General features: G+C 51.1%; 22 protein-coding genes and 1 tRNA gene. 10 read left to right on the top strand and 13 right to left on the bottom strand.

Features of this window, described 5'->3' with window-relative positions; all coding sequences use genetic code 11:
• Positions 1 to 15: 15 nt before the first annotated feature.
• Positions 16 to 906 (bottom strand): DMT family transporter, encoded by an 891-nt coding sequence (locus BQ6873_RS08510; protein WP_076592262.1) that lies wholly within the window; start codon positions 904 to 906, stop codon positions 16 to 18.
• Positions 907 to 965: 59 nt separating this feature from the next.
• On the opposite strand from BQ6873_RS08510, the gene pyrF reads away from it, so the two are divergent.
• Positions 966 to 1,781, top strand: coding sequence for an orotidine-5'-phosphate decarboxylase (gene pyrF / locus BQ6873_RS08505; protein WP_076592261.1), 816 nt, complete (start codon positions 966 to 968; stop codon positions 1,779 to 1,781).
• A gap of 237 nt (positions 1,782 to 2,018) precedes the next feature.
• Here pyrF and BQ6873_RS08500 read toward each other — a convergent pair whose 3' ends face one another.
• The 4 genes from BQ6873_RS08500 to BQ6873_RS08485 form a co-directional block, all read right to left on the bottom strand.
• Entirely contained in the window at positions 2,019 to 2,507 is a 489-nt protein-coding gene (locus BQ6873_RS08500; protein WP_076592260.1) for a CinA family protein, read from the bottom strand.
• An 11-nt stretch (positions 2,508 to 2,518) separates the two neighbouring features.
• Positions 2,519 to 3,043, bottom strand: a complete 525-nt coding sequence (locus BQ6873_RS08495) for a phosphatidylglycerophosphatase A family protein (protein ID WP_076592259.1) — start codon at positions 3,041 to 3,043, stop codon at positions 2,519 to 2,521.
• The gene (thiL, locus tag BQ6873_RS08490) at positions 3,040 to 4,008 is read right to left on the bottom strand and encodes a thiamine-phosphate kinase (RefSeq protein ID WP_076592258.1); all 969 of its coding nucleotides are present in this window, start codon (positions 4,006 to 4,008) and stop codon (positions 3,040 to 3,042) included. Before thiL ends, BQ6873_RS08495 begins: the two co-directional genes overlap by 4 nt.
• Positions 4,009 to 4,155: 147 nt before the next feature.
• Positions 4,156 to 5,367 (bottom strand): NAD(P)/FAD-dependent oxidoreductase, encoded by a 1,212-nt coding sequence (locus BQ6873_RS08485; RefSeq protein ID WP_076592257.1) that lies wholly within the window; start codon positions 5,365 to 5,367, stop codon positions 4,156 to 4,158.
• Positions 5,368 to 5,733: 366 nt separating this feature from the next.
• On the opposite strand from BQ6873_RS08485, the gene BQ6873_RS08480 reads away from it, so the two are divergent.
• Entirely contained in the window at positions 5,734 to 8,046 is a 2,313-nt protein-coding gene (locus tag BQ6873_RS08480; RefSeq protein ID WP_076592256.1) for an NADP-dependent malic enzyme, read from the top strand.
• Between the two features lie 67 nt (positions 8,047 to 8,113).
• Here the strand turns inward: BQ6873_RS08480 and BQ6873_RS08475 are convergent, their stop codons facing one another.
• Positions 8,114 to 9,031 carry a 5'-nucleotidase gene (locus BQ6873_RS08475; protein WP_076592255.1) on the bottom strand — a complete coding sequence of 306 codons (918 nt, stop codon included), beginning with the start codon at positions 9,029 to 9,031 and terminating at the stop codon, positions 8,114 to 8,116.
• 138 nt (positions 9,032 to 9,169) lie between these two features.
• On the opposite strand from BQ6873_RS08475, the gene BQ6873_RS08470 reads away from it, so the two are divergent.
• The gene (locus BQ6873_RS08470; protein WP_157889145.1) at positions 9,170 to 9,550 is read left to right on the top strand and encodes a YkvA family protein; all 381 of its coding nucleotides are present in this window, start codon (positions 9,170 to 9,172) and stop codon (positions 9,548 to 9,550) included.
• Between the two features lie 84 nt (positions 9,551 to 9,634).
• Here BQ6873_RS08470 and BQ6873_RS08465 read toward each other — a convergent pair whose 3' ends face one another.
• Positions 9,635 to 9,895, bottom strand: coding sequence for a hypothetical protein (locus BQ6873_RS08465; protein ID WP_076592253.1), 261 nt, complete (start codon positions 9,893 to 9,895; stop codon positions 9,635 to 9,637).
• 153 nt (positions 9,896 to 10,048) lie between these two features.
• On the opposite strand from BQ6873_RS08465, the gene BQ6873_RS08460 reads away from it, so the two are divergent.
• Positions 10,049 to 10,507 carry an RrF2 family transcriptional regulator gene (locus BQ6873_RS08460; protein WP_076592252.1) on the top strand — a complete coding sequence of 153 codons (459 nt, stop codon included), beginning with the start codon at positions 10,049 to 10,051 and terminating at the stop codon, positions 10,505 to 10,507.
• A gap of 86 nt (positions 10,508 to 10,593) precedes the next feature.
• On the top strand, positions 10,594 to 11,796 hold the full coding sequence (hmpA, locus tag BQ6873_RS08455; RefSeq protein ID WP_076592251.1) for an NO-inducible flavohemoprotein: 1,203 nt from the start codon (positions 10,594 to 10,596) through the stop codon (positions 11,794 to 11,796).
• On the opposite strand, the gene BQ6873_RS18345 is transcribed toward hmpA, so the two are convergent.
• Complete coding sequence (locus BQ6873_RS18345) at positions 11,784 to 11,918, bottom strand: hypothetical protein (RefSeq protein WP_269457239.1); 135 nt, start codon at positions 11,916 to 11,918, stop codon at positions 11,784 to 11,786. The two genes, hmpA and BQ6873_RS18345, sit on opposite strands and share 13 nt — an antisense overlap.
• A gap of 286 nt (positions 11,919 to 12,204) precedes the next feature.
• Between BQ6873_RS18345 and BQ6873_RS08450 the strand changes: the two genes are divergently transcribed.
• Genes BQ6873_RS08450 through BQ6873_RS08435 form a run of 4 tightly spaced genes read left to right on the top strand, consistent with a single transcriptional unit; the run spans position 12,205 to position 15,785 of the window.
• Complete coding sequence (locus BQ6873_RS08450) at positions 12,205 to 12,876, top strand: paraquat-inducible protein A (protein ID WP_076592250.1); 672 nt, start codon at positions 12,205 to 12,207, stop codon at positions 12,874 to 12,876.
• Entirely contained in the window at positions 12,873 to 13,505 is a 633-nt protein-coding gene (locus BQ6873_RS08445) for a paraquat-inducible protein A (protein ID WP_076592249.1), read from the top strand. Before BQ6873_RS08450 ends, BQ6873_RS08445 begins: the two co-directional genes overlap by 4 nt.
• Positions 13,489 to 15,174, top strand: coding sequence for a PqiB family protein (locus tag BQ6873_RS08440; RefSeq protein ID WP_076592248.1), 1,686 nt, complete (start codon positions 13,489 to 13,491; stop codon positions 15,172 to 15,174). Before BQ6873_RS08445 ends, BQ6873_RS08440 begins: the two co-directional genes overlap by 17 nt.
• Positions 15,171 to 15,785, top strand: coding sequence for a PqiC family protein (locus BQ6873_RS08435; RefSeq protein ID WP_076592247.1), 615 nt, complete (start codon positions 15,171 to 15,173; stop codon positions 15,783 to 15,785). Before BQ6873_RS08440 ends, BQ6873_RS08435 begins: the two co-directional genes overlap by 4 nt.
• A 171-nt stretch (positions 15,786 to 15,956) precedes the next feature.
• On the opposite strand, the gene BQ6873_RS08430 is transcribed toward BQ6873_RS08435, so the two are convergent.
• The 3 genes from BQ6873_RS08430 to BQ6873_RS08420 all read right to left on the bottom strand — a co-directional run bounded on the left by BQ6873_RS08430 (position 15,957) and on the right by BQ6873_RS08420 (position 18,369).
• Positions 15,957 to 16,041 (bottom strand) — tRNA-Leu (locus BQ6873_RS08430).
• 139 nt (positions 16,042 to 16,180) lie between these two features.
• The gene (locus BQ6873_RS08425; RefSeq protein WP_076592246.1) at positions 16,181 to 17,917 is read right to left on the bottom strand and encodes an ArnT family glycosyltransferase; all 1,737 of its coding nucleotides are present in this window, start codon (positions 17,915 to 17,917) and stop codon (positions 16,181 to 16,183) included.
• A gap of 185 nt (positions 17,918 to 18,102) precedes the next feature.
• Positions 18,103 to 18,369: a type B 50S ribosomal protein L31 gene (locus BQ6873_RS08420; protein ID WP_076592245.1), complete on the bottom strand. Its 267-nt coding sequence runs from the start codon at positions 18,367 to 18,369 to the stop codon at positions 18,103 to 18,105.
• A 218-nt stretch (positions 18,370 to 18,587) separates the two neighbouring features.
• Between BQ6873_RS08420 and BQ6873_RS08415 the strand changes: the two genes are divergently transcribed.
• Positions 18,588 to 19,196, top strand: coding sequence for a trimeric intracellular cation channel family protein (locus BQ6873_RS08415; protein ID WP_076592244.1), 609 nt, complete (start codon positions 18,588 to 18,590; stop codon positions 19,194 to 19,196).
• Between the two features lie 102 nt (positions 19,197 to 19,298).
• Here the strand turns inward: BQ6873_RS08415 and rho are convergent, their stop codons facing one another.
• Positions 19,299 to 20,564, bottom strand: coding sequence for a transcription termination factor Rho (gene rho / locus BQ6873_RS08410; RefSeq protein ID WP_076592243.1), 1,266 nt, complete (start codon positions 20,562 to 20,564; stop codon positions 19,299 to 19,301).
• A gap of 108 nt (positions 20,565 to 20,672) precedes the next feature.
• Entirely contained in the window at positions 20,673 to 20,999 is a 327-nt protein-coding gene (gene trxA, locus BQ6873_RS08405) for a thioredoxin TrxA (protein ID WP_076592242.1), read from the bottom strand.
• Between the last annotated feature and the right edge of the window lie 99 nt (positions 21,000 to 21,098).

The following is a 21,098-nucleotide window of genomic DNA, read 5'->3' as shown; positions in this document are numbered from 1 at the left end:
CCGGTGTGTGATCGGCTATTTGATGACGTTGGTGCGGGGTTTCAATAGTACCGTGCTCATTGCTGCAAGAATCAGCAACATTGCTACAAAATCCTGCCAGTGCGGTGTTTCGTTTAACAAATACATGCCGGAGAATACGCCCAGCACGGGGATCATCATGACCGACAAGCTGGAAGCAATCGGTGGCAAAGTGCGTGCCAGTGAAAACCAGATTGCCTGTCCAAAGCCGAATACCAATAGCGCGTTATAGGCAAGTGCCAGCGATTCCGTCAGATTGGGCAGACGCCATGCCTCATATTCGAGCAAGGCGGAAATCAATCCAAGGCAAATGGCGCCGAGCAAAATCATCCAGAAGGTCAGCGCAATCGATGCAATATTCAGCTTGGTGCGTTTCATCAATACCGTACCATAACCCCAGGATGCAGCGGCAATCAGTGCCAGTATGCTGCCCAGTGGTTGTCCGGCCATATTTACAAACTCGCTGGACAATAATAATAGTGCACCGCTCAGCGCCAGCGCGATACCGCACCAGCCGAGGCGGGTGATGTTGTCGCGAAAAAATATCAGGCCGCACAGTACTGCCCAAATTGGCATTGTGTAGCCGAGGATGGCCGCGCGCCCGGACGACAGCATCTTGACGCCGACGATAATGCAGACGTTCCAGATAATGACATTAGGGATGGTGAGCTTGAAAATGGTTCCCAGATCGCTACGCGAAATCCCGAAGGATGCACCTTGCGAACGCACGGCCAGCCATAAGATAGGGAGTGATCCCAGCATGCACAGCGAGCGAAAGGCAATCGGCGGGAAAAATTGCACGCCCATTTTCATAATGGGCCAGTTGATGCCCCAGCAGAGGGTCAGGAGAACGAGCAGGATCCAATCTTTGCGGGAAAGAGATGTCATGCCGGCACGATAACATGGCGCGTTACAATACGGATTGTTAGAAATAGAAAGATATCGCCGTGACCTTCATCCAAAAACTATCCGCCGTCTGGCAAAGCCAGAAAACCCAACTCTGCATCGGTCTTGATCCAGATCTGGCCAAGTTTCCAGCCCATTTGCAGGGCAAACCTGATGCTATTTTGACATTCTGCAAAGAAATCATAGATGCAACGGCCGATACCGCCTGTGCGTTCAAGCCGCAAATCGCCTATTTCGCTGCCTTGCGTGCGGAAGATCAACTGGAAGCTATTTGCAGCTATTTGCGTGAGCGCTATCCGCATATTCCGATAGTGCTGGATGCCAAGCGTGGCGATATCGGTGCGACTGCAGAACAATATGCGCGTGAAGCTTTCGAGCGTTATGGCGCCGATGCGGTGACGGTGAATCCGTATATGGGTTTCGATTCGGTACAACCTTATCTGGAGCGGCCGGATCGTGGCGTGATTGTGTTGTGTCGGACTTCCAATGCAGGCGGTTCCGATCTTCAATTCCTCAACGTTGATGGCAAGCCTTTGTACCAACATGTGGCGCATCTGGTGGCAGACAAATGGAACACCAATGGTCAATGTGCGTTGGTAGTCGGCGCAACCTTCCCGAATGAGTTGGCACAGGTGCGTGCGATAGTCGGCGACATGCCTTTGCTGATTCCCGGCATAGGCGCGCAGGGCGGTGATATCAAGGCGACGGTGGAAGCCGGACGTACTGCAAATGGTACCGGCATGATGATCAATTCATCGCGTGCGATTCTGTATGCGCAAGCGGATGAGAATTTTGCGCAAGCCGCGCGTCAGGTCGCATTGGATACGCGTGACGCTATTAATCAGTATTGCAAATAATTTATCCCATATTCATGGGATAGATGAGTGACCAGGTGGGCCCTATACTTCGGGATCTGAATTTTCGGCCTACCTGCTATGAATTATCTAATTGAAAATCATCCTGTCAAAACGATGGCTACCGCTATCGCATTAGCCGTATCGGCTTTGTTCTTTTTGTTCTGATCAAAATTTTGGGATGCGATCAATGCTGATGTGTGAGCAGCATTGATGTTTTTGAAGCGGGTTGCTTGCCAGTCAAGCGTTTTTGGCCAGTAGTTCCAGCAAGCCCTGTAGTGCGTGTTCTATGCTTTGCTCGCGCACTGAGTGGCGGTCGCCACTGAATATCTTTTCTTCTACCTGTACTTGTTCACCTAGCGCCCACCCGAAGCAAACCATGCCTACGGGTTTGCCTGGTACGCCGCCGCCGGGACCTGCAATTCCAGTGGTTGAGAGTGCAACCGTCGCTCTGCTGTTGGCGAGTGCGCCTTTGCACATTGCCACGGCCGTATCCTGGCTGACTGCGCCGTGTCTGGCCAAGACTATTTCCGGTACTTTCAATAGCGCAATTTTGGATTCGTTGGAGTAGGTAACGAAGCCGCATTCAAACCAGTCGGATGAGCCTGCGATTTCAGTGATGGCCTGTGCCACACCGCCGCCGGTGCATGATTCTGCTGTTGCCAGCATCAAGCCGCGATCTTTCAAACGTTGACCAACTGTCGCTGCCAGTTCAAAGAGATTCGACATGGTGTTTCCCGTTAGAAGCTGCGCCAGATGGCAAAGACCAGCAAAGTGAAAAATGCCGCGACGATATCGTCGAACATGACGCCGAAGCCACCTTTGAAGCGTCTATCGAAATAGTTGATAGGCGGTGGTTTGGCCATGTCGAAGAAGCGGAAGACAAGGAATGCATAGAATTGCATCCACAAACTTGCCGGTGTAATGAAGAGCAGCACCAGCCAGATGGCAATCACTTCATCCCACACCATGCTGCCGTGATCGGCAACACCGAGATCGCGACCGGTTTTGGCACAGGCCCAGATACCAAGCAAAAAGCCGCCGATAATTACTAGCCACCAATTGGATGGCGTAAAAAACAAAGGCCAGCGGGCAGTCAGTACATTGAAGGATAACCAGCCAAACAATGTGCCAAAGGTGCCCGGCATGAACTTGGCCAAGCCGCTGCCGAAGCCTTGCGCGATGATGTGTGCCGGATGCGCCAGCATGAAGCTGGAGTTGGATTTGACAGGAGTGCTGGACGTGCCGGATTCGGATGCGTTCATGGGGAAGCGAAGTGGTCGAAGGATGCGATCTGTAAATCCAATGGACGACCGGCTTGATCGAGCAGACGCAGGCCGGATGCAACATCGATGGTACCTATGCGTGTCACCGGGGTATCGGCTGCCATTGCAGCACCCAGCACTGCTTCACGTTTCGATACTGGTGCGGTGAAACACAATTCGTAATCATCGCCGCCTGCCAGCGTAAAGCGGCGGCGTATATCTTGCGACTGTTGTTGCAGCATGGTCCCGGCAGGTAAGTCATCCAGATGCAGGGTGGCACCGACACCAGATTTTTTTAGAATATGACCAAGATCGCCGATCAAGCCATCGGATACATCCAGTGCTGAATGCGCAATGCCACGCAATGCCAGGCCGAGAGCTACACGTGGTTGCGGTGTGTGCAAGCGTACCGCCGCTGCGGCGAGTGCCTTTGCATCTAACTCATATTCTTTATACAGAGCGCCGAGTGCAAGGCGAGCATCACCTAAAGTACCGGAAACCCAGATGTCGTCGCCGATTTGCGCAGTATCACGACGCAAGGCTTGGCCAGTTGGGGTTTGTCCGAATACCGTAATGCAAATATTCAATGGGCCTTTGGTAGTATCGCCACCTATCAATTCGCAATTATGCGCATCGGCTAGTGCAAACAGACCTTGAGAAAATTGTGCGAGCCATTTTTCTTCCGCGCTCGGCAAGGAGAACGCGAGCGTGAAGGCAGTCGGTGTGGCGCCCATCGCAGCTAGATCGGACAAGTTGACGGCCAGCGATTTATGGCCGAGTTTGTAAGGATCGGCACCGGGAAAGAAATGGCGACCTTCAACCAGCATGTCGGAGGAAATAGCCATTTGCATATCGGCTTGTTGCGCCAGTAGCGCGCAATCATCCCCGATACCAAGCGTAGCTCGGTTTTTGGGATGGCCAGGGCGCACAAAATAGCGCGCGATCAGATCGAATTCGGACAACATGCTGCAATTGTACAGAATGCAGAGAGAGTCTTTGCGTCAGATGTAGTTTGAGCGGAGATGAACAAGTATGTGAAGCGCGGCTCCAATTCAGAGGACGCGCTACACATAACGCGATTGCCGTGATCGGCAATCGCGTTATGAGACGAATTAACTGGTCGCTGTGTCTGCTTTTGTACTGACGGCTTGTCCCAAGCCGGCCAGCAATTCTTGCCGAATGGCATTGTCATGCGGCGATACGCCAAAACCTGCCAGCAAACCATCTGCATCGTAAAAACGGCAGATGTTGCGACCGGTTGCTGTCGTTTCATCCAGCCATTTGCCGGTCGCGACGATATGCGGTGCCGGTGGAATCAAGGCCAATGGATAGCTTGGCGTTTTAATCAAGACCGGCGACGGTTTCAAATCGATCACAGTATTTTCACCCGTCAGCACGCGTGCAATAGCACGACCGGCAGTCATGATAGGCGCGATGTAAGGCAGGGTATGTGTGCTGCCATCGGCGAGCGAGGTGTACTCTGCACAGTCGCCCAAGGCATAAATATCTGCTGCGCTGGTTAGACCGCTGGTATCGATGACGATGCCGCGTCCGGTTTTGAGTTGCGCTACATGAGCCAGACGCAGATCAGGGCGTAGACCGACTGCGGACAGGACAACATCGGCTTCCACAGTATTACCGTCTGCCAGTGTCACGCGCAGCTCGTTTGCACCATGCGTGACAGTTTCTGCCACTGTATTCAGATGGAAGGTAACGCCGCGCGCGCTTAATGCTGTCTGCAGATTCGCTGACAGGGTGGGCGCAGCCAGTGCGGCGAGTGGTCGCGAACTTGGATCGACCAAGGTGACGCTATGTCCTGCACCTGCCAGATCGTCGGCGAATTCGCAGCCGATCAAGCCTGCACCCAAGATGGTGACGCGTACCGGATTGGCATTTTTCGGTGAGCTGATGTGCGCGCGAAATTTTGCATAGTCATCGACGTGATTGACAGACAAGACTTGATCGGCGGCTTCGCCCTTCAATCCCAAATGTATAGGTTGCGCGCCGACTGCCAACACCAGCTTTTCATATTCAAATACGCCATTGTCAGTAGTGACTGTTTTGGCGGCAGCATCGATGCCGTTGACATGAGTATTGGTTTGGATCGTGGCGTTCAGTTGCTCGGCCATTTGCGTTGCACTGTGCGTAATCATTTGTTCTGCCTGCTTGCCGTGAGCAAAGGCATTCGACAACATAGGCTTGGAATAGAAGCCGCCGCTATCTGCGGTGATCATGATCAAGGGAGTGGTTTTGTCGAGTTTGCGGAATTCGCGTGCAACGGTGTAACCAGCCAGTCCTGCTCCGATAATGATGATCGGTTTCATATTCATCCTTCTAGTCTAAAAAATGTCGCGTTAAAAGACGCGTAACAAGTGTGCGAAATAGGCATGGAGCGAAGTCCAATTGCTTGCAGTTTACTCAAAACCTGATTTTTAATCTGCATTTAATTTGCAGCAATTCATGGGGCGTTATTATCAGTCTTAAATCGAGTACTTATTGCTTATCGTTCATAAAATTGAATATCTCGTAAAAGATGATAATTATTGTAAATATCGTCAATTTTATTGCTATCTTCTGACATATTTTTCACTTGTTTTTATCCGTAGAAACACGTAGAAAAACGCGATTTATAAATTGCGGCTCTGCTAAAATGGACGGTTTCCTACGCATAAAAAGGATGGCTGCATAGCATGGATTCGAACACCGATAAAAAAGAAGAACTTCGCCTTCAGTTACGACAAGCTGCACTGGAATACCACGAGTTTCCAACTCCCGGAAAAATCAGCGTCACTCCCACCAAACAAGTAACCAATCAGCGCGACCTGGCTCTGGCGTATACGCCGGGCGTTGCCGTTGCATGTGAAGAAATCGCCGCTAATCCGGCTGATTCATATCGCTACACAGCACGTGGCAATCTGGTTGCCGTCATTACCAACGGTACTGCAGTGCTGGGTCTGGGTAATATCGGCCCGTTGGCAGCCAAGCCGGTGATGGAAGGCAAAGCCGTCCTGTTCAAGAAATTTGCCGGTATCGACGTCTTCGATATCGAGATCAACGAAACCGATCCAGACAAGCTGTGCGACATCATCGCATCGCTGGAACCGACTTTCGGCGGTATCAATCTGGAAGATATCAAAGCGCCTGAGTGCTTCTACATCGAGCGCACCTTGCGTGATCGGATGAAGATTCCTGTCTTCCACGATGATCAACACGGTACCGCGATCATTGTTTCGGCTGCAATCTTGAACGGCTTGAAAGTCGTCAATAAAGATATCAAGAAGGCCAAGCTGGTCGTTTCCGGCGCTGGTGCTGCTGCACTTGCCTGTCTGGATTTGATGGTTGATCTGGGCTTCCCGCGCGAAAACATTTTCGTCACCGATCTGGCTGGCGTTGTGTATGAAGGTCGCGTCGAATTGATGGATCCGGACAAAGAAAAGTTTGCGCAGAAAACTGATGCACGTACGCTAGGCGATGTCATTGTCGATGCAGATATTTTCCTCGGCCTGTCGGCTGGTGGTGTGTTGAAACCAGCGATGGTTGCTGCGATGGCGAAGCGTCCTGTCATTCTGGCGCTGGCTAATCCGACACCGGAAATCCTGCCAGATGAAATCCGCGCAGTACGCGACGATGCTGTGATCGCAACAGGTCGTTCCGATTTCCCGAATCAGGTGAACAACGTTCTGTGCTTCCCTTACATCTTCCGCGGTGCACTGGATTGCGGCGCCACCACGATTACACGTGAGATGGAAATTGCAGCAGTGCATGCGATTGCCGAACTGGCGCAAGCTGAACAATCCGACATCGTCGCGACGACATATGGCATCAATAATCTGAGCTTCGGTCCGGATTACATCATTCCTATGCCGTTTGATCCGCGTCTGATTGTCAAGATTGCGATGGCAGTAGCCAAGGCTGCGGAAGAGTGCGGCGTCGCTTCGCGGCCGATCAAGGATATGGAAGCGTATGCTGATCGTTTGCGCCAGTTTGTCTATCGCAGCGGTACTTTCATGAAACCGATCTTCCAGATCGCGAAAGCGACACCGCCGGATCTGAAACGTATCGTTTATGCAGAAGCCGAAGAAGAGCGCGTCTTGCGCGCAGTACAAGTTGTGGTCGATGAAAAATTGGCTAAACCGATTTTGATCGGTCGTCCGGCTGTATTGGCGCAACGTATTGAACGTTTCGGTTTGCGTATCAAGCCGGATGTTGATTTCACCATCATCAATCCTGAGCATGACGATCGCTATCGCGATTTCTGGCAGACGTATCTGGAAATGACGCGCCGCAAAGGTGTGACCGAGCAATACGCAAAACTGGAAATGCGTCGCCGTCATACGCTGATCGGTGCTATGGCTATCCACAAGAAATATGCAGACGGCATGATCTGCGGTACCTTCGGTACCAACGATTTGCATTTGCATTATGTGGAACAGGTATTAGGCAAACGTGCTGGCGTGAACGTTTACGCAGCGATGAATTGTCTGATTCTGTCGGATCGTCAATTGTTCCTGGTCGATACGCACGTCAATGAGAATCCAACTGCTGAAGAATTGGCAGAGATCACGATTTTGGCGGCGGAAGAAATGCGTCGCTTTGGTCTGGCACCACGTGCTGCACTGTTGTCGCATTCCAACTTCGGTTCCAGCGATAGCGAATCTGCGCAAAAAATGCGCAAGGTTCTGCAATTGGTCAGAGAGCGTGCGCCTGATTTGGAAATCGACGGCGAAATGCATGGCGATATCGCACTCAATGCGGAGCAACTGAAAAAAGCTATGCCTGATAGTAATTTGAAGGGTGATGCCAATCTGTTGATCTTGCCGAATATCGATGCAGCCAATATTTCGTATAACTTGCTCAAGAATACGGTCGGTAGCGGCGTTGCCATCGGTCCTATCTTGCTCGGTTGCGACAAGCCTGTGCACATCCTGACGCCATCGGCAACGGTGCGTCGTATCGTGAACATGACAGCTTTGTGTGTCGCGGATGCAGTAGCAGAACGCTAATCTCTGTAGTTAATAAAAAAGCCGCTCTTGCAATATGCAGAGCGGCTTTTTTTATGTGTGCAGCGATCTAGTGATCTTTGACGTCTGCGCGTAAAGGCACGCGGCCGGTTTGCACCAAGGGCGAGGCACGGTCGCAATGGCCGGGTTGATCGTCGAAGAACATGTGCGGTTTGAAGGCGGCCAATACATCTGATTTCGATACACCACCCATGAAGAAGGTTTCATCTATCGTCACGTCCCAGGCGCGTAGCGTTCGTATCACGCGTTCATGTGCTGGCGATGAACGCGCGGTGACGAGGGCTGTGCGTATAGGTGCGGTGCGGCCGCCTGAATTCTTGAAGCTGCTCTGGATGAAAGCCAGTGCTTTCAGCAAGCGTGCGAATGGACCTTCCGGCAAGGGCTTCAAGGCATTTTCACGTTCGTGATTTTCAAATGCTTCTATGCCCTGGGTTTGATAAATCCGTTCTGACTCATCGGAGAAAATGACGGCATCGCCATCGAAGGCAATACGGATTTGGTCAAGTTCTTCAAATGCGTTGGCCGGTTTTTGGTACAGCAAGGCAGAGGCCACGCCGGAATTGATGGCGGCTTGTACATCATCTTCATGCAAGGACAAGAACAGACTGACGTTGAAGGCATGCAAATAAGGCGCGAGCGATGCGCCACCGGATAATACGGCGCGTGTGATATCGAGATCGTAATGCTTGATCGAATTGAAGATGCGCATCGATGTCTCGGTAGAGTTGCGCGACATGATGACGACTTCGACAAAGCGTTGATTTGGTGTCAGTGCATTGAGCTTGAGCAGGGCGCGTACCAAGGCGAAGCCGGCACCCAGTTTCAGAATCTCTGCTTCATTGTCGAGCTGATGCTGGCGATAAGCTTCCAGACCTTGTGTGCGAAAAATAGCTTCTTCCGCTTCCAGATCGAAGAGTGCGCGTGATGAGATACCAACTACCAGTAAGCGATCGAGTGAGACGGGCATTGTTTGGTTTTCTCCCGAATGTCAGGAATAGTGTGCAAAATACACGCAGGACATGTGTTTGCAGGTAAATGAAAAGATGGGAATCATTATAAGCATTCCTGCTGGCTAGGATTTGTTCTACTAACGATAGAGATAGCGATGCTTGCAACGATAAGAAAATGGGCCAAACGGATCAAGCGCGATGTCATCGTTCTATGGTTTGCACGCAAGCATCCGGAGACACCGTTTTTGGCCAAAGTGGTTTGTGTGGTGGCGGTGGTGTATGCACTTAGTCCGATTGATCTGATCCCGGATTTTATTCCGATACTCGGTTATATCGACGATGTATTGCTGGTGCCTGCATTGATTTGGTTGGCAGTGCGTATGTTGCCGCCGCATGTGCTGGCTGATTGCAGAGTGCAGGCCGATGATTGGATCACCAAGTATGCCAAGAAGCCCAAGAGTTATGCGGGCGCTGTGCTTGTGGTTTTGATTTGGGGTGTACTGGCTTATCTTTGCTGGCGTTGGTTAGCGCATTAAAGACAGTTTGCTGGTGTGATTGTGAGGCAGGGGGGAGAAATATGCGGTGAGACTGGCGGTTATGCGCATCTCACCCAAGTATATTTATTGTTGTGGCTTCTCGTCTTTGTCGTCGTAAAAGGAGACGCGTAATGCACGGCTGCGGTGCAGTTTTTTCAAGCCGGCTTTGGTTCCCAGATAGGCGGCAAGCACGCAGTACAGCAAGGCCATCCAACCTAGGTAGTAGACGCCGACGAATGGCAATACGATGACCAATACAGTGGCGAAGAAATCGCGTTTCTCGATGGTGATCCAGTAATGCGATAACGCGTACACAATGAAGAGTCCGATAAAGCCTAGCAACATGATGTTTCCCTGAGTACAGATGGTGTGGTGCATTCTAGCATTCACTATTTTTGCTGGTGCAGTTTTTGCTGCTGCGCTGCGGCATAGAAATTAAATATGTTGCTTTAAATATGCACATTAAATAAAATGGCCCGTACTAGAGAGCGATAGCTGATGAAATTAACCCGATTTTCGGATATTGGATTGCGTGTGCTGATGTATTTGGCACGGGAATCGCGCAGCCCATCGGTTACCGTTGCAGAAGTCGCATTGCAGTTCGATGTACCGCACAATCATCTGGTCAAAGTTGTCGGAATGCTGGCGAAGATGGGTTGGATAGATGCTGTACGTGGTCGTAATGGCGGCATCAGTCTCGCGGTGAGTGCGGATACTTTGCATATTGGTAGCGTGTTGCGCGTGCTGGAAGGTGACACAGAGGCGATTGATTGCGAAGGTATAGGTTGCCGACTTTCTGGTGATTGCCGTTTGCGCAATGCTTTAAAGATAGGCGTAGATGCTTTCTACGGTGCGATGGATGAGTACACCTTGGCGGATATCGTCAGTGGTAACACGGGCGAGCATATAGTCATGATGCATAGACATTTTTTGATGGATCGCGCGGCTACTGTCTAGTGCGAAAGAATTCGAATGGATAGACCTGAACGAGGTCTTTTTTTATAACTTATAAGTTGCATTTTAAATGCCACATAGGAGTAATCATGCTGTCTGCTGAGTCACGTCCCTACATCGATGCGAGTGTTCCTGTTTTGCGCGAACACGGCCTCGCCATTACGCAGGTTTTCTATAAGAACCTGTTCATATCGCATCCGCAATTACACAATATTTTTAATGCAGGTAATCAGGCGAACGGTTCGCAACAGCAATCGCTGGCTTCCGCCGTCTTTGCGTATGCTGCGAATATCGATAATCCGGCTGCATTGGCACCAGTGATTTCACGCATCGTGCACAAGCATGTATCGCTGGGTGTAACGGCCGAGCATTACCCGATAGTTGGCCAGCATCTGCTGGAAGCGATCAAGCAGGTGCTCGGCGATGCTGCTACTCCAGCGTTGATTGCTGCATGGGCCGAGGCCTATGGAATTTTGGCGCAAGCGTTGATCGATGAAGAAAACAGATTGTACAAAGCGGCAGGCGTGACGCCAGGTGCTTTGTTCGATATGCGGGTAACAGCAGTAGAGCAGGAGAGCGATCAGGTCAAATCGTTTACCCTAGAACCTGCCGATGGTGGGCACGCGCCGTCATTTCATCCTGGACAATACGTGAGTGTGGCTGTGCATTTGCCAAACGGCTTGCGTCAGTTGCGCCAATACAGCTTGTCGGATGCGCCGGACTATCGGCATCTGCGGATTTCGGTCAAACGTGAACCAGCTGGTGCGGAGACACCGGTCGGCACGGTTTCCAACTGGCTGCATGACAATGTTGTGGTTGGCAGTATTTTGTCGACCAGCAAGCCGTTCGGCGATTTTAAGCCGGATACCGACGGTGAGGGACCGATAGTATTGCTGTCCGCTGGTGTGGGTATTACACCGATGATTTCGGCATTGAATCGTATCGCTTACGTCGCGCCGCAACGTCGCGTTATTTTTGCGCATGCTGCACGCAATGCACAGCATCATCCACATCGCGCCGATATTGCAAAGGCAATCGAGCTGATGCCGAATTTGCACAACGTCACGTTTTATGAAGAGAGTGCAAGCGAGCAAGGCAACGATGCTTCCTTGCCCGGCCGTATGCAATTGAAGAAGTTGCCGCAGTGGGATCTTGCCAATACCAAAGTGTATATGTGCGGTCCATTGCCCTTCATGCAGGCGCAGTGGGCGGATCTGATCGCATCCGGTGTTCCGCCACAAAATCTACATCGCGAAGTCTTTGGTCCTGATTTATTGGATCATTTGATTTGATGCAAGGTATCGAGTTTGTCATCTGGTTTCAGGTTGCTTTGTAGTCTCTCTGCTTCCTGAAGTTTTACCAGATGCCGGCCACGATAGGCACTGACAGCGCTAGCCACGCTGCTCAGTGCCACATTTCTTCTTTCCCTAGTTCAGTCAACGCGGTTTGCCTTTATATGGGTAAACATCTCCGCCATCTGATCGAGCTACGACTTCCTAGCAAAATGCCTAAGAAGCCTCAAGCCATGTGAGTTGCTTCAGTGCGACCCTGATGCGCATGTGCTTGCTTATGCCCTATGCTGCATTGGGCAAGTTCAATCATGTAGTCTGGAACTAAAGTAGAATAATTTAGCTTTTTGTCTATTTTTGTATTGACGGTCTTGTTGTTAATCTAGTTATCAGTAAACATAGGCCGTACTCATGGAAGTTTTTCCTCATCAAGTGGTTTGCGAACATTGCGACAGCGTGTACCGGCGACGGCCGCTAGCGCGGGGCGAAATCGCGCATTGTGAGCGTTGTGGCGCGGTTCTTTATCGCGCTGCACGACTCAGTATCGATCAATGGTTGGCGTTGACGGTGGCGGCTGCCATTATGTTTGTATTGAGCAATGTCTATCCCGTTATTCGAATCAGTTTGAAGGGCTTGCATAACGAAGCAACGCTTTGGCAAGCAGTCTCGGCGTTGGCGCATGGTGCGGTCGCGCCGATTGCCGTGCCTGCGGCCTTCACATTCATCGTGGTGCCTTTCTTGCAGATTACCTTGTTACTCTGGATTCTTGCATACGTGCGTCTGGAGAAATATCCACCAGGTTTTTCCTTGTTGATGAAAACGCTCAATCAATTACGTGGATGGAGCATGGTTGAAGTTTGCATGCTCGGCGTGCTGGTGGCAGTCATTAAGCTTTCCAATTTTTTGGATGTCGTTGTGGGCATCGGTACCTGGGCACTGGCAGCCTTGAATGTCTTGATCATTATCATCGCCAGTCGGAATACACATTGGTTGTGGGAGCTGGTTGAGCAGTATCAAACAGATCCTGCTGCGGCACACATATCGAGTCAGGCGCAGGATGTGGCGTCGAGGCAGACTCCATGAGCGTACCTCCACGCGCGCGCGAACTGGGTGTGATTGGATGCCACAGCTGCGGCTTGGTCTGCGAGGACAAGCAAGATGCGTCCATCGCCTGCCCACGTTGCGGAACGACATTGCATCGACGAAAAGTAAATAGCATTACACGCGCCTGGGCATTTCTGTTGGCGGGACTTATTTTTTATGTGCCGGCCAATATCTTGCCGGTGATGTACACCAGCATGCTGGGCAGCGGTGGCGACAGTACTATCATGAGCGGTGTTGTGGAATTCTGGCACTCGGGATCTTGGGATATTGCCTTGATTATTTTTATCGCCAGCGTGGCGGTGCCGTGTACTAAATTTTTGGTGCTCGGATTTTTGCTGGTGACAACTGGCCGACATAGCCAGTGGGCCAAGCGACGACGTGCTCGGCTTTATCGTATGGTTGAATTTATCGGTTACTGGTCGATGCTCGACGTGGTAGTGGTCGCCCTGGTCACTGCTTTGGTGCAGTTCAACGCCTTGAGCCATACAGAAGCACGAATAGGTATTTGTTTTTTTGGATTGACGGTGATCTTTACCATGCTTTCCGCAATGAGTTTTGACCCCCGCTTGATCTGGGATTCTGAAAGTGACCATGAACAACACATCTGACAAACAAGAAAATAAGCCGGAAGCGCCTGCGTTACGCGATCCACAAATTAGAAAACCGCGCTGGCGTGTGCCTCTGGTTTGGCTAGTCCCTTTGGTCGCTGCATTGATTGGGCTATCCATGATTGTCCACACGTGGTTATCGACCGGGCCACAGATCACGATTCAATTCCAAAGTGCTGCAGGTCTGGAGGCAGGAAAAACTTTGGTGAAATACAAGGATGTAGCGATCGGTACGGTTGCTGCGATTAATTTGAATGAAGACCAGTCCCAGGTTCTGGTTGTCATTAATCTGGAAAAAAGTGCGGAGAATTTTGCACGTGCCGATACACGCTTTTGGGTTGTGCGACCACGTGTTGGTGCTGGCGGTGTATCGGGTATCGATACCTTGTTATCTGGTGCGTATATCGGTGTTGATAAAGGCAAGGACACTGAGACTCAGAAAAGTTTTATCGGCCTGGAAATTCCCCCTACAGTCATTAGCGGAACACTGGGTAAAACTTTCTCGTTGCATAGCGATAGTTTGGGATCGTTGGATATCGGTTCGCCGGTTTATTTCCGTCACATTCAAGTAGGACGGATCGCTTCCTACAAATTAGACGACAACGGTGGCGGTGTGGGCATGCAAGTATTCGTCGATGCACCCTATGATCGCTTCGTGATGACAGAGACGCGCTTTTGGAATGCGAGTGGTTTGGATGTGTCGCTGGGTGCAAATGGTTTGAATTTAAAAACACAGTCACTTGCAACCGTGATTGCAGGTGGTATTGCTTTTGAAACGCCAGCTGTTGTCAACAACACGACTCCAGCTAATGACAAAACGCGTTTTGTTCTGGCGATAGACCAGCAAACAGCAATGGCACCACCGGATGGTGCAGCTCTGCGTTTGCAAATGCGTTTTGAACAGCCTTTGCGTGGATTGGCTGTGAATGCTCCCGTCGAATTTCGCGGTATGACGATGGGACGTGTGACAGCGATTAATCTGGACTACAACCCGGTGAAAAAACTTTTCCCCGTGATTGTGGATGTGGAAGTCTATCCGGATCGTTTAGCATCGGTCCGCGATAAATTCCCTATGCAAAAGGGCAATCAAGAGCAGCAAGTTGCGAATATCATGCGCGGCATGGTTGAGCATGGTTTGCGCGCGCAAGCACGCACCGGCAATGTGCTGACCGGGCAGTTGTACATTACGCTCGACTTCATACCCAACGTAGCCAAGGTGGATTTCGACGTCAATGCGAAGCCTCTACAGATACCTACTGTTGCGGGTGATTTTGACAAGCTGCAAGAACAGATCGCCAGCATCGTCGCCAAGATAGACAAGGTCCCATTCGATAAAATCAGTCAGCACCTGGATCAGAGTCTGATTACCTTGGATAAAACGCTGAAGCAGCTCAACGGCGGTGTGTTGCCGCAAGTTGAAGGTACCCTGCGTGAAGCACAGCAAACATTCAATACCGCGAACAGCGCGCTGGCTGAAGATGGACCGCTGCAAGAAAATTTGGGCAAGACATTAACGGAAGTACAGCGCTCGGCACGTTCATTGCGCACGCTCACTGACTTGTTGGGGCGCAACCCGGAAGCACTGATCCGTGGCAGACCTTCAGAGACAATACCTGCAGCCATTCCCGATGCAAACCGAAACGGATATACAGAGGAGTCACCACGATGAGAGCTTCCATCAATAGAGGCCTGATAGTCGCCATCGGTCTGGCATTGACTGCGTGCGCTTCGGCACCAGTGCGCTATTACACCTTGGTCGCACCACTGCAAGAAACAAGCTCGGCACCGGCAGTTCCTTTTTTGATCGATCTGCAATCAGTAGGTGTACCGGTGCAAGTGGATCAGCCGCAACTGCTGGTACGTCAAGCTAACGGTGGCATTACACAGCTCGACAATGAGCGATGGGTCGCGCCGTTAGCTGATGAGTTGCGTACAGCATTGTCCGCGGAACTGACGCAGAAACTAGGCACGCAAGACATCGCCGGTTTGCCGTCGCCAATTAACAAACCGGTGTTGCGTATCAAGGTTGAGGTACGTCGTTTCGATTCTTTGCCTGGGCAATATGCTGTGATCAATGCCGATTGGAGTTTGGCGATGACGGGCGACAAAAACGTTACTCGACTATATTGCAGCAGCCGTTTGCGTGAGCCTGTACCAGGCGACTATTCCAGTCTGGTACGAGGGCATCAAAAAGCCATCGCAAGCTTGGCAACACAAATCAGTGAGGCTGCGCGCAGTTTGACGTCTGCACAGGGTGGTATATGCCCGAAATCAAGCTAAATTGATCAGTGCAATCGGGTATTGAAATGCGATACCCGATGCATAGAGCCGGGCGATACTAGCGCTCTGGGTAAAGTTGATAATCTGGAACCAGATCGTCTTTGTGGAAAAAATTCTGGGGTAGAAAATAAAAATGCGGCGCTCAATTTCTTGAGAACCGCATGTCTATTATGGTGCCGAGAGCCGGAATCGAACCGGCACGCCTTGCGGCGCGGGATTTTGAGTCCCGTGCGTCTACCTATTCCGCCATCTCGGCAACGCAAGCTGAGCATTATGCTCGATTTGGACGATTTGAGCAAGACTGATTGTGCTTGTTTATCGAAGATAAATGCATATTTTTTGCATTTATCACTACTAAAGCAGCATCCTCTTTGCGCGAGAGCGGTCGTGGATCGTTATTGCTTCTGTTCGGTTTGCGTATTGTAGATACGTTGATAAAGACGGAAGCGTTCGTCGCGATCAGCTGGGCGGCGGCCGTGCCAGATCAATTGCCATTGCTGGTTGGAGCGTGTGATGAACTGTGCTGCATCGTTGCCGCGGTAGCTATCTTGTAGCAACAAATAATCACAATTTTTCTCGCCAGCTTGCGCAAACTCGACTTCGCCAAAGTAGGCAAACGATGCGCGTTGTGCAGGGCCGACGTTCGTTGCGACGCAACGTTTGACGGTTGGTAATGCGATCTCGATTTGTTTGGCAACGCTGACGTAGCTCTTGATGTAATTGCCCCATGGCAGCCACAGCGTCATGAGCAGCAGCCAGCACAAGATAATCCCACCTGAAGACAGTACAACTGCGCGCCACAAAACGGAAGGGCGACGCGAGATGCGCCAGTACACGATCCAGATCCAGGCTGCTGATGCGGCAGCGGCAACGAGGAAGGCGAATAGGCCAAACTCAGGTTTGAAGCCAGGCGCGATCTTGAATGCGTTCTTGGCCAGTTGTGCCGGCCAGCCGGTTTGTTTGGCGATCCAGCCCAGCCAGATGAAGGCGGCGCACGTGGTCAACATCATGACCGAGAACCAATCGACTGCATTGATGGCACCACGTTTCATTGTTGGCAAACCGAATGCGGCGAGAATCGCGAGCATAGGCAGTAGCGGCAACAGGCTGGCTTCTTCTGCATGAGAGTTCAAGAAGGCGAGCACCAACAACGCAGCAAAAAAGGTCAGTGGCAGCGTAATGTGTAGTGCTGCATGTTGTCTGCGCCATGCATACACGGCCCAGATGGCGAAGGGCCATGCCGGCCATGCAAACCAGACGGCGTTCTTAAAGAAATATTGTGCGGTGGACCATGATGGTGCGCTGATCTGGCGATAATTCCACGCCATCCATACATCAGTTGCTTTACTGCCAGATTGCACCAGTTGATTGGCCCATATCCATGAACCTGTAATGGCCGCAGCTAATGGCAGCACGATCAGTATCAAGCGCGGTAACAGGGCGCGATCGCGTACGGATGCAAGGCTAATGATGCCTAGCCACAATGCGAGCGGAACAACCCAACCGCGCGTCAGCGCCAATGCAGCTAGGGCAAGACCTAAAACGATGGTGCGACGTAAGGTGTTTTTTTCAAACAAACGCGTCGTGGCGTATAAGGCGCAGGCAACCAGCGACACCTGTAATGCTTCAGAGGTCGTGCCGTGACTGTGTACCAGCAAACCAAGGCAGCCCAGATAAATCAGCAATGCGCCATCGGCCAATGTGCGGCCGAAGTCTTTTGGTTCAGGTTGTCCGCCGAATGCGAGTTTGTGCGGTTGTGCCTCAGTACGGCGGCCTAACAGGTAAGTGGTGTACCACACCGCGAGCGAGCCTAGCAGGAAGAAACAGATCGGCGCAATGCGTGCGGCCATCGGGTCGCCTAATAGCCAGCCGAATAATTTGATGCAAATCGCACCGAGCCAGAATGCCAGCGGGCCTTCTTCGAACATCGGCAAACCAGCGATATTGGGAGCCAGCCAATCGGCTAGTGAGCCATGCGCCATCGTCCACATGATGCCGAAGCCGGCAGCGTCGTCCGGTTTCCACGGATCACGACCAAGCAGGCCGGGCAGGATGTATAACAAACACAGTGCGAACAACGCCCCGCGCGGGAGTGCAAGCGTAGCGGAGGCGGGGAGGCGGACTGGCTTCATGAAAGGAGAAAGTTGTTTTTATTTGATCCGGCGTTATTGTGCCGTAAAAATTCTGCGTCAGTGCAGCGATTCTCTATTGATGGTGTGAAAAGACTGATTTTCAAGTCGCAACAGAGATAGACGTACAGTGAGCTTGCAACAAAAAAGGCAGCCGTGGCTGCCTTTTTTGAAACGCGGTGACGAAATTATTCTGCCACAGATGTTTTTGAACCGACGGTACCGAACTTCTTGCGGAATTTATCCACGCGACCTGCGGTATCAACGATTTTGTGTTTGCCGGTGTAGAACGGATGCGATTCCGAGGAAACCTCGATCTTTACCAGTGGGTATGTTGCGCCTTCAAATTCGATGGTTTCACGAGTTTGAATGGTCGAACGGGTAATGAATTTGAAATCGTTCGACATGTCTTGGAACACGACGTTACGATAATCTGGGTGTATGCCTTCTTTCATTTTTCTGCCTTAGATAGTTTGGTAGCCAATCGTCACTTCGTCGGTCGCACAGCTTCTTGACCCGATTGTCGATCACTTTCCTAGGTTGGAACGAGTCGCGAATTATACATGGAAAATTCAATAAAATCATGGATTTGCGACAAGCTTGCTGAGATGAATGCTACAGTCGCAACAGTGCATTTAAAGGAGTCTTTGTGACAATTGGTTTGCAGAATGGCATGAGTACGCTGCTGCAGGTCGTTGAGGCATGCGGCATAGTCGCATTTGCCTGCTCCGGCTTCGTCGAGGCGCGGCGCAAAGAAATGGACTTGGTTGGCGTCTTTATTGTTGCTTTTATTACAGCATTTGGCGGCGGTACCCTGCGCGATATGTTGCTGGATCGACGCCCCTTGTTTTGGGTAGAGCATCAGGAATATGCCATTCTTGTCTTTATTCTGGCTCTGATAGCCGGGCCATTTCTCCCGCATTTGCGTTCGGCTGTGGCGGAAAAAACGATTGTTGTTGCCGATGCTTTCGGTTTGGGTTTGTTCAGCGCAGTTGGTACTTCATTGGCGCTGGAAGCGCAGATGCCGATTTTTATCTGTGTGATGATGGGCGTGACGACCGGGATTTTCGGCGGCATCTTGCGCGATGTGTTGTGCAATCAAATCCCCATGGTGTTCCGGCGTGGGCAGCTTTATGCAACTTGTTCATTCATCGGATGCTGGGTTTATATGGGGCTGGAGTGGCTGAGTGTATCGTCAGCGGTGGCCTTGATTTCAAGCATTGTCGTGACTTCGGCATTGCGCCTGTTGGCGGTTAGATGGGATTGGAAGTTGCCGGGTTGAGTGTTGCGCTTGCATAGTAAAAAAGCCCGTTTTCATTTGCAGTGACTGCAAGGAAAACGGGCTTTTTGATTTCAGCCATGTGCATGGCTGAATATTCAATGATCAGGAATTGCCGCGGCGCATCATGTCGAAGAATTCTGCGTTGTTTTTGGTCGACTTCATCTTGTCGAGGATGAATTCCATCGCTTCGATTTCGTCCATGCCGTACAGCAATTTGCGCAGTACCCAGATTTTTTGCAGCTGGTCTGGTTTGATCAGCAATTCTTCACGACGTGTGCCGGATTTGTTCAGGTTGATTGCAGGATAGACGCGCTTCTCGGCCAGACGGCGTTCGAGATGTACTTCCATATTGCCTGTACCTTTGAATTCTTCAAAGATCACGTCATCCATACGGCTGCCGGTTTCGATCAGCGCGGTAGCGATGATGGTTAGCGAACCGCCTTCTTCAACGTTACGTGCCGCACCGAAGAAACGTTTCGGGCGTTGCAATGCGTTGGCATCGACACCGCCGGTCAGTACTTTGCCGGATGCTGGGATCACAGTGTTGTAGGCGCGTGCCAGACGAGTGATTGAGTCGAGCAGAATCACGACGTCTTTTTTCATTTCGACCAGACGCTTGGCTTTTTCCAGCACCATTTCAGCAACTTGCACGTGGCGTGTAGCTGGTTCGTCAAAAGTGGAAGCAACGACTTCGCCGCGTACCGAACGCTGCATCTCGGTCACTTCTTCCGGACGTTCGTCGATCAGCAACACGATCATGACGACATCAGGATGATTGGTGGTAATCGCATGTGCGATGTGTTGCAGGATGACGGACTTACCTGACTTAGGCGAAGCTACCAGCAAGCCGCGTTGGCCTTTACCGATAGGCGCGATCAAATCGATGACGCGGCCGGTGATGTTTTCTTCGCCACGCATGTCACGTTCAAGCAGCAAAGGCTTGTTCGGATGCAACGGCGTCAGATTTTCAAACAGAATGCGGTGTTTCGATGCTTCCGGCGGTTCGCCGTTGACCTTGTCAACCTTGACCAATGCAAAGTAGCGTTCGCCATCTTTAGGCGTGCGGACTTCACCTTCGATCGAGTCACCAGTGTGCAGATTGAAGCGGCGGATCTGCGACGGCGAAATATAAATGTCGTCGGTGGACGCCATGTAGCTGGCGTCGGGCGAGCGCAAGAAGCCAAAGCCGTCAGGCAATACTTCGAGGGCGCCATCGCCAAAAATTTGTTCTCCTGATTTCGCGCGTTTCTTGAGAATCGCGAACATCAGTTCTTGTTTGCGCAAGCGCGCTGCGTTGTCGATGTCCAGGCCAATTGCCATTTCTAGCAGGGCGGAGACGTGTAACGCCTTTAATTCGGATAAATGCATATGTTTGAGTTTCCCAGGAAGGGAGATAAAAAGGTGGGGGAGGGAACGACGCGATGAAGTTGGTAATCAAGCAGCGATGCGGGCGCATCGCTGCAATTTTTATTTATATTAAATGTTGCTGTCGATGAAGGCGGTCAATTGACCTTTTGCCAGTGCGCCTACTTTTTGCGCTGCTGGTACGCCATTCTTGAACAAAATCAAGGTTGGAATGCCGCGAATACCGAATTTTGCCGGGATTGCTTGATTGGCATCGACGTCCATTTTTGTGATCTGGATTTTGCCTGCGTATTCCTTGGCAACATCTTCCAGGATCGGTGCAATCATTTTGCACGGACCGCACCACTCTGCCCAGAAGTCGACCAGAACTGGTTTGTCGGATTTCAGTACGTCTGTATCAAAAGACGCATCGGTAATATGTTTGATGTTTTCGCTCATGTTTGCCTCAATGTGAGGAGAAAAGGATAAATCAGCGCCTTGGCAATAACCACTCTTTAACGGTGCTTACCTGCAGCGTCTCCGCTTACTGGGTAAAGA

It is taken from the genome of Herminiimonas arsenitoxidans, from assembly GCF_900130075.1.
In the GTDB taxonomy this organism is placed as follows: Bacteria; Pseudomonadota; Gammaproteobacteria; order Burkholderiales; family Burkholderiaceae_D; genus Oxalicibacterium; species Oxalicibacterium arsenitoxidans.
The sequence above is the reverse complement of the archived record's forward strand: the minus strand, read 5'-3'. Positions and strand labels throughout refer to the sequence as shown.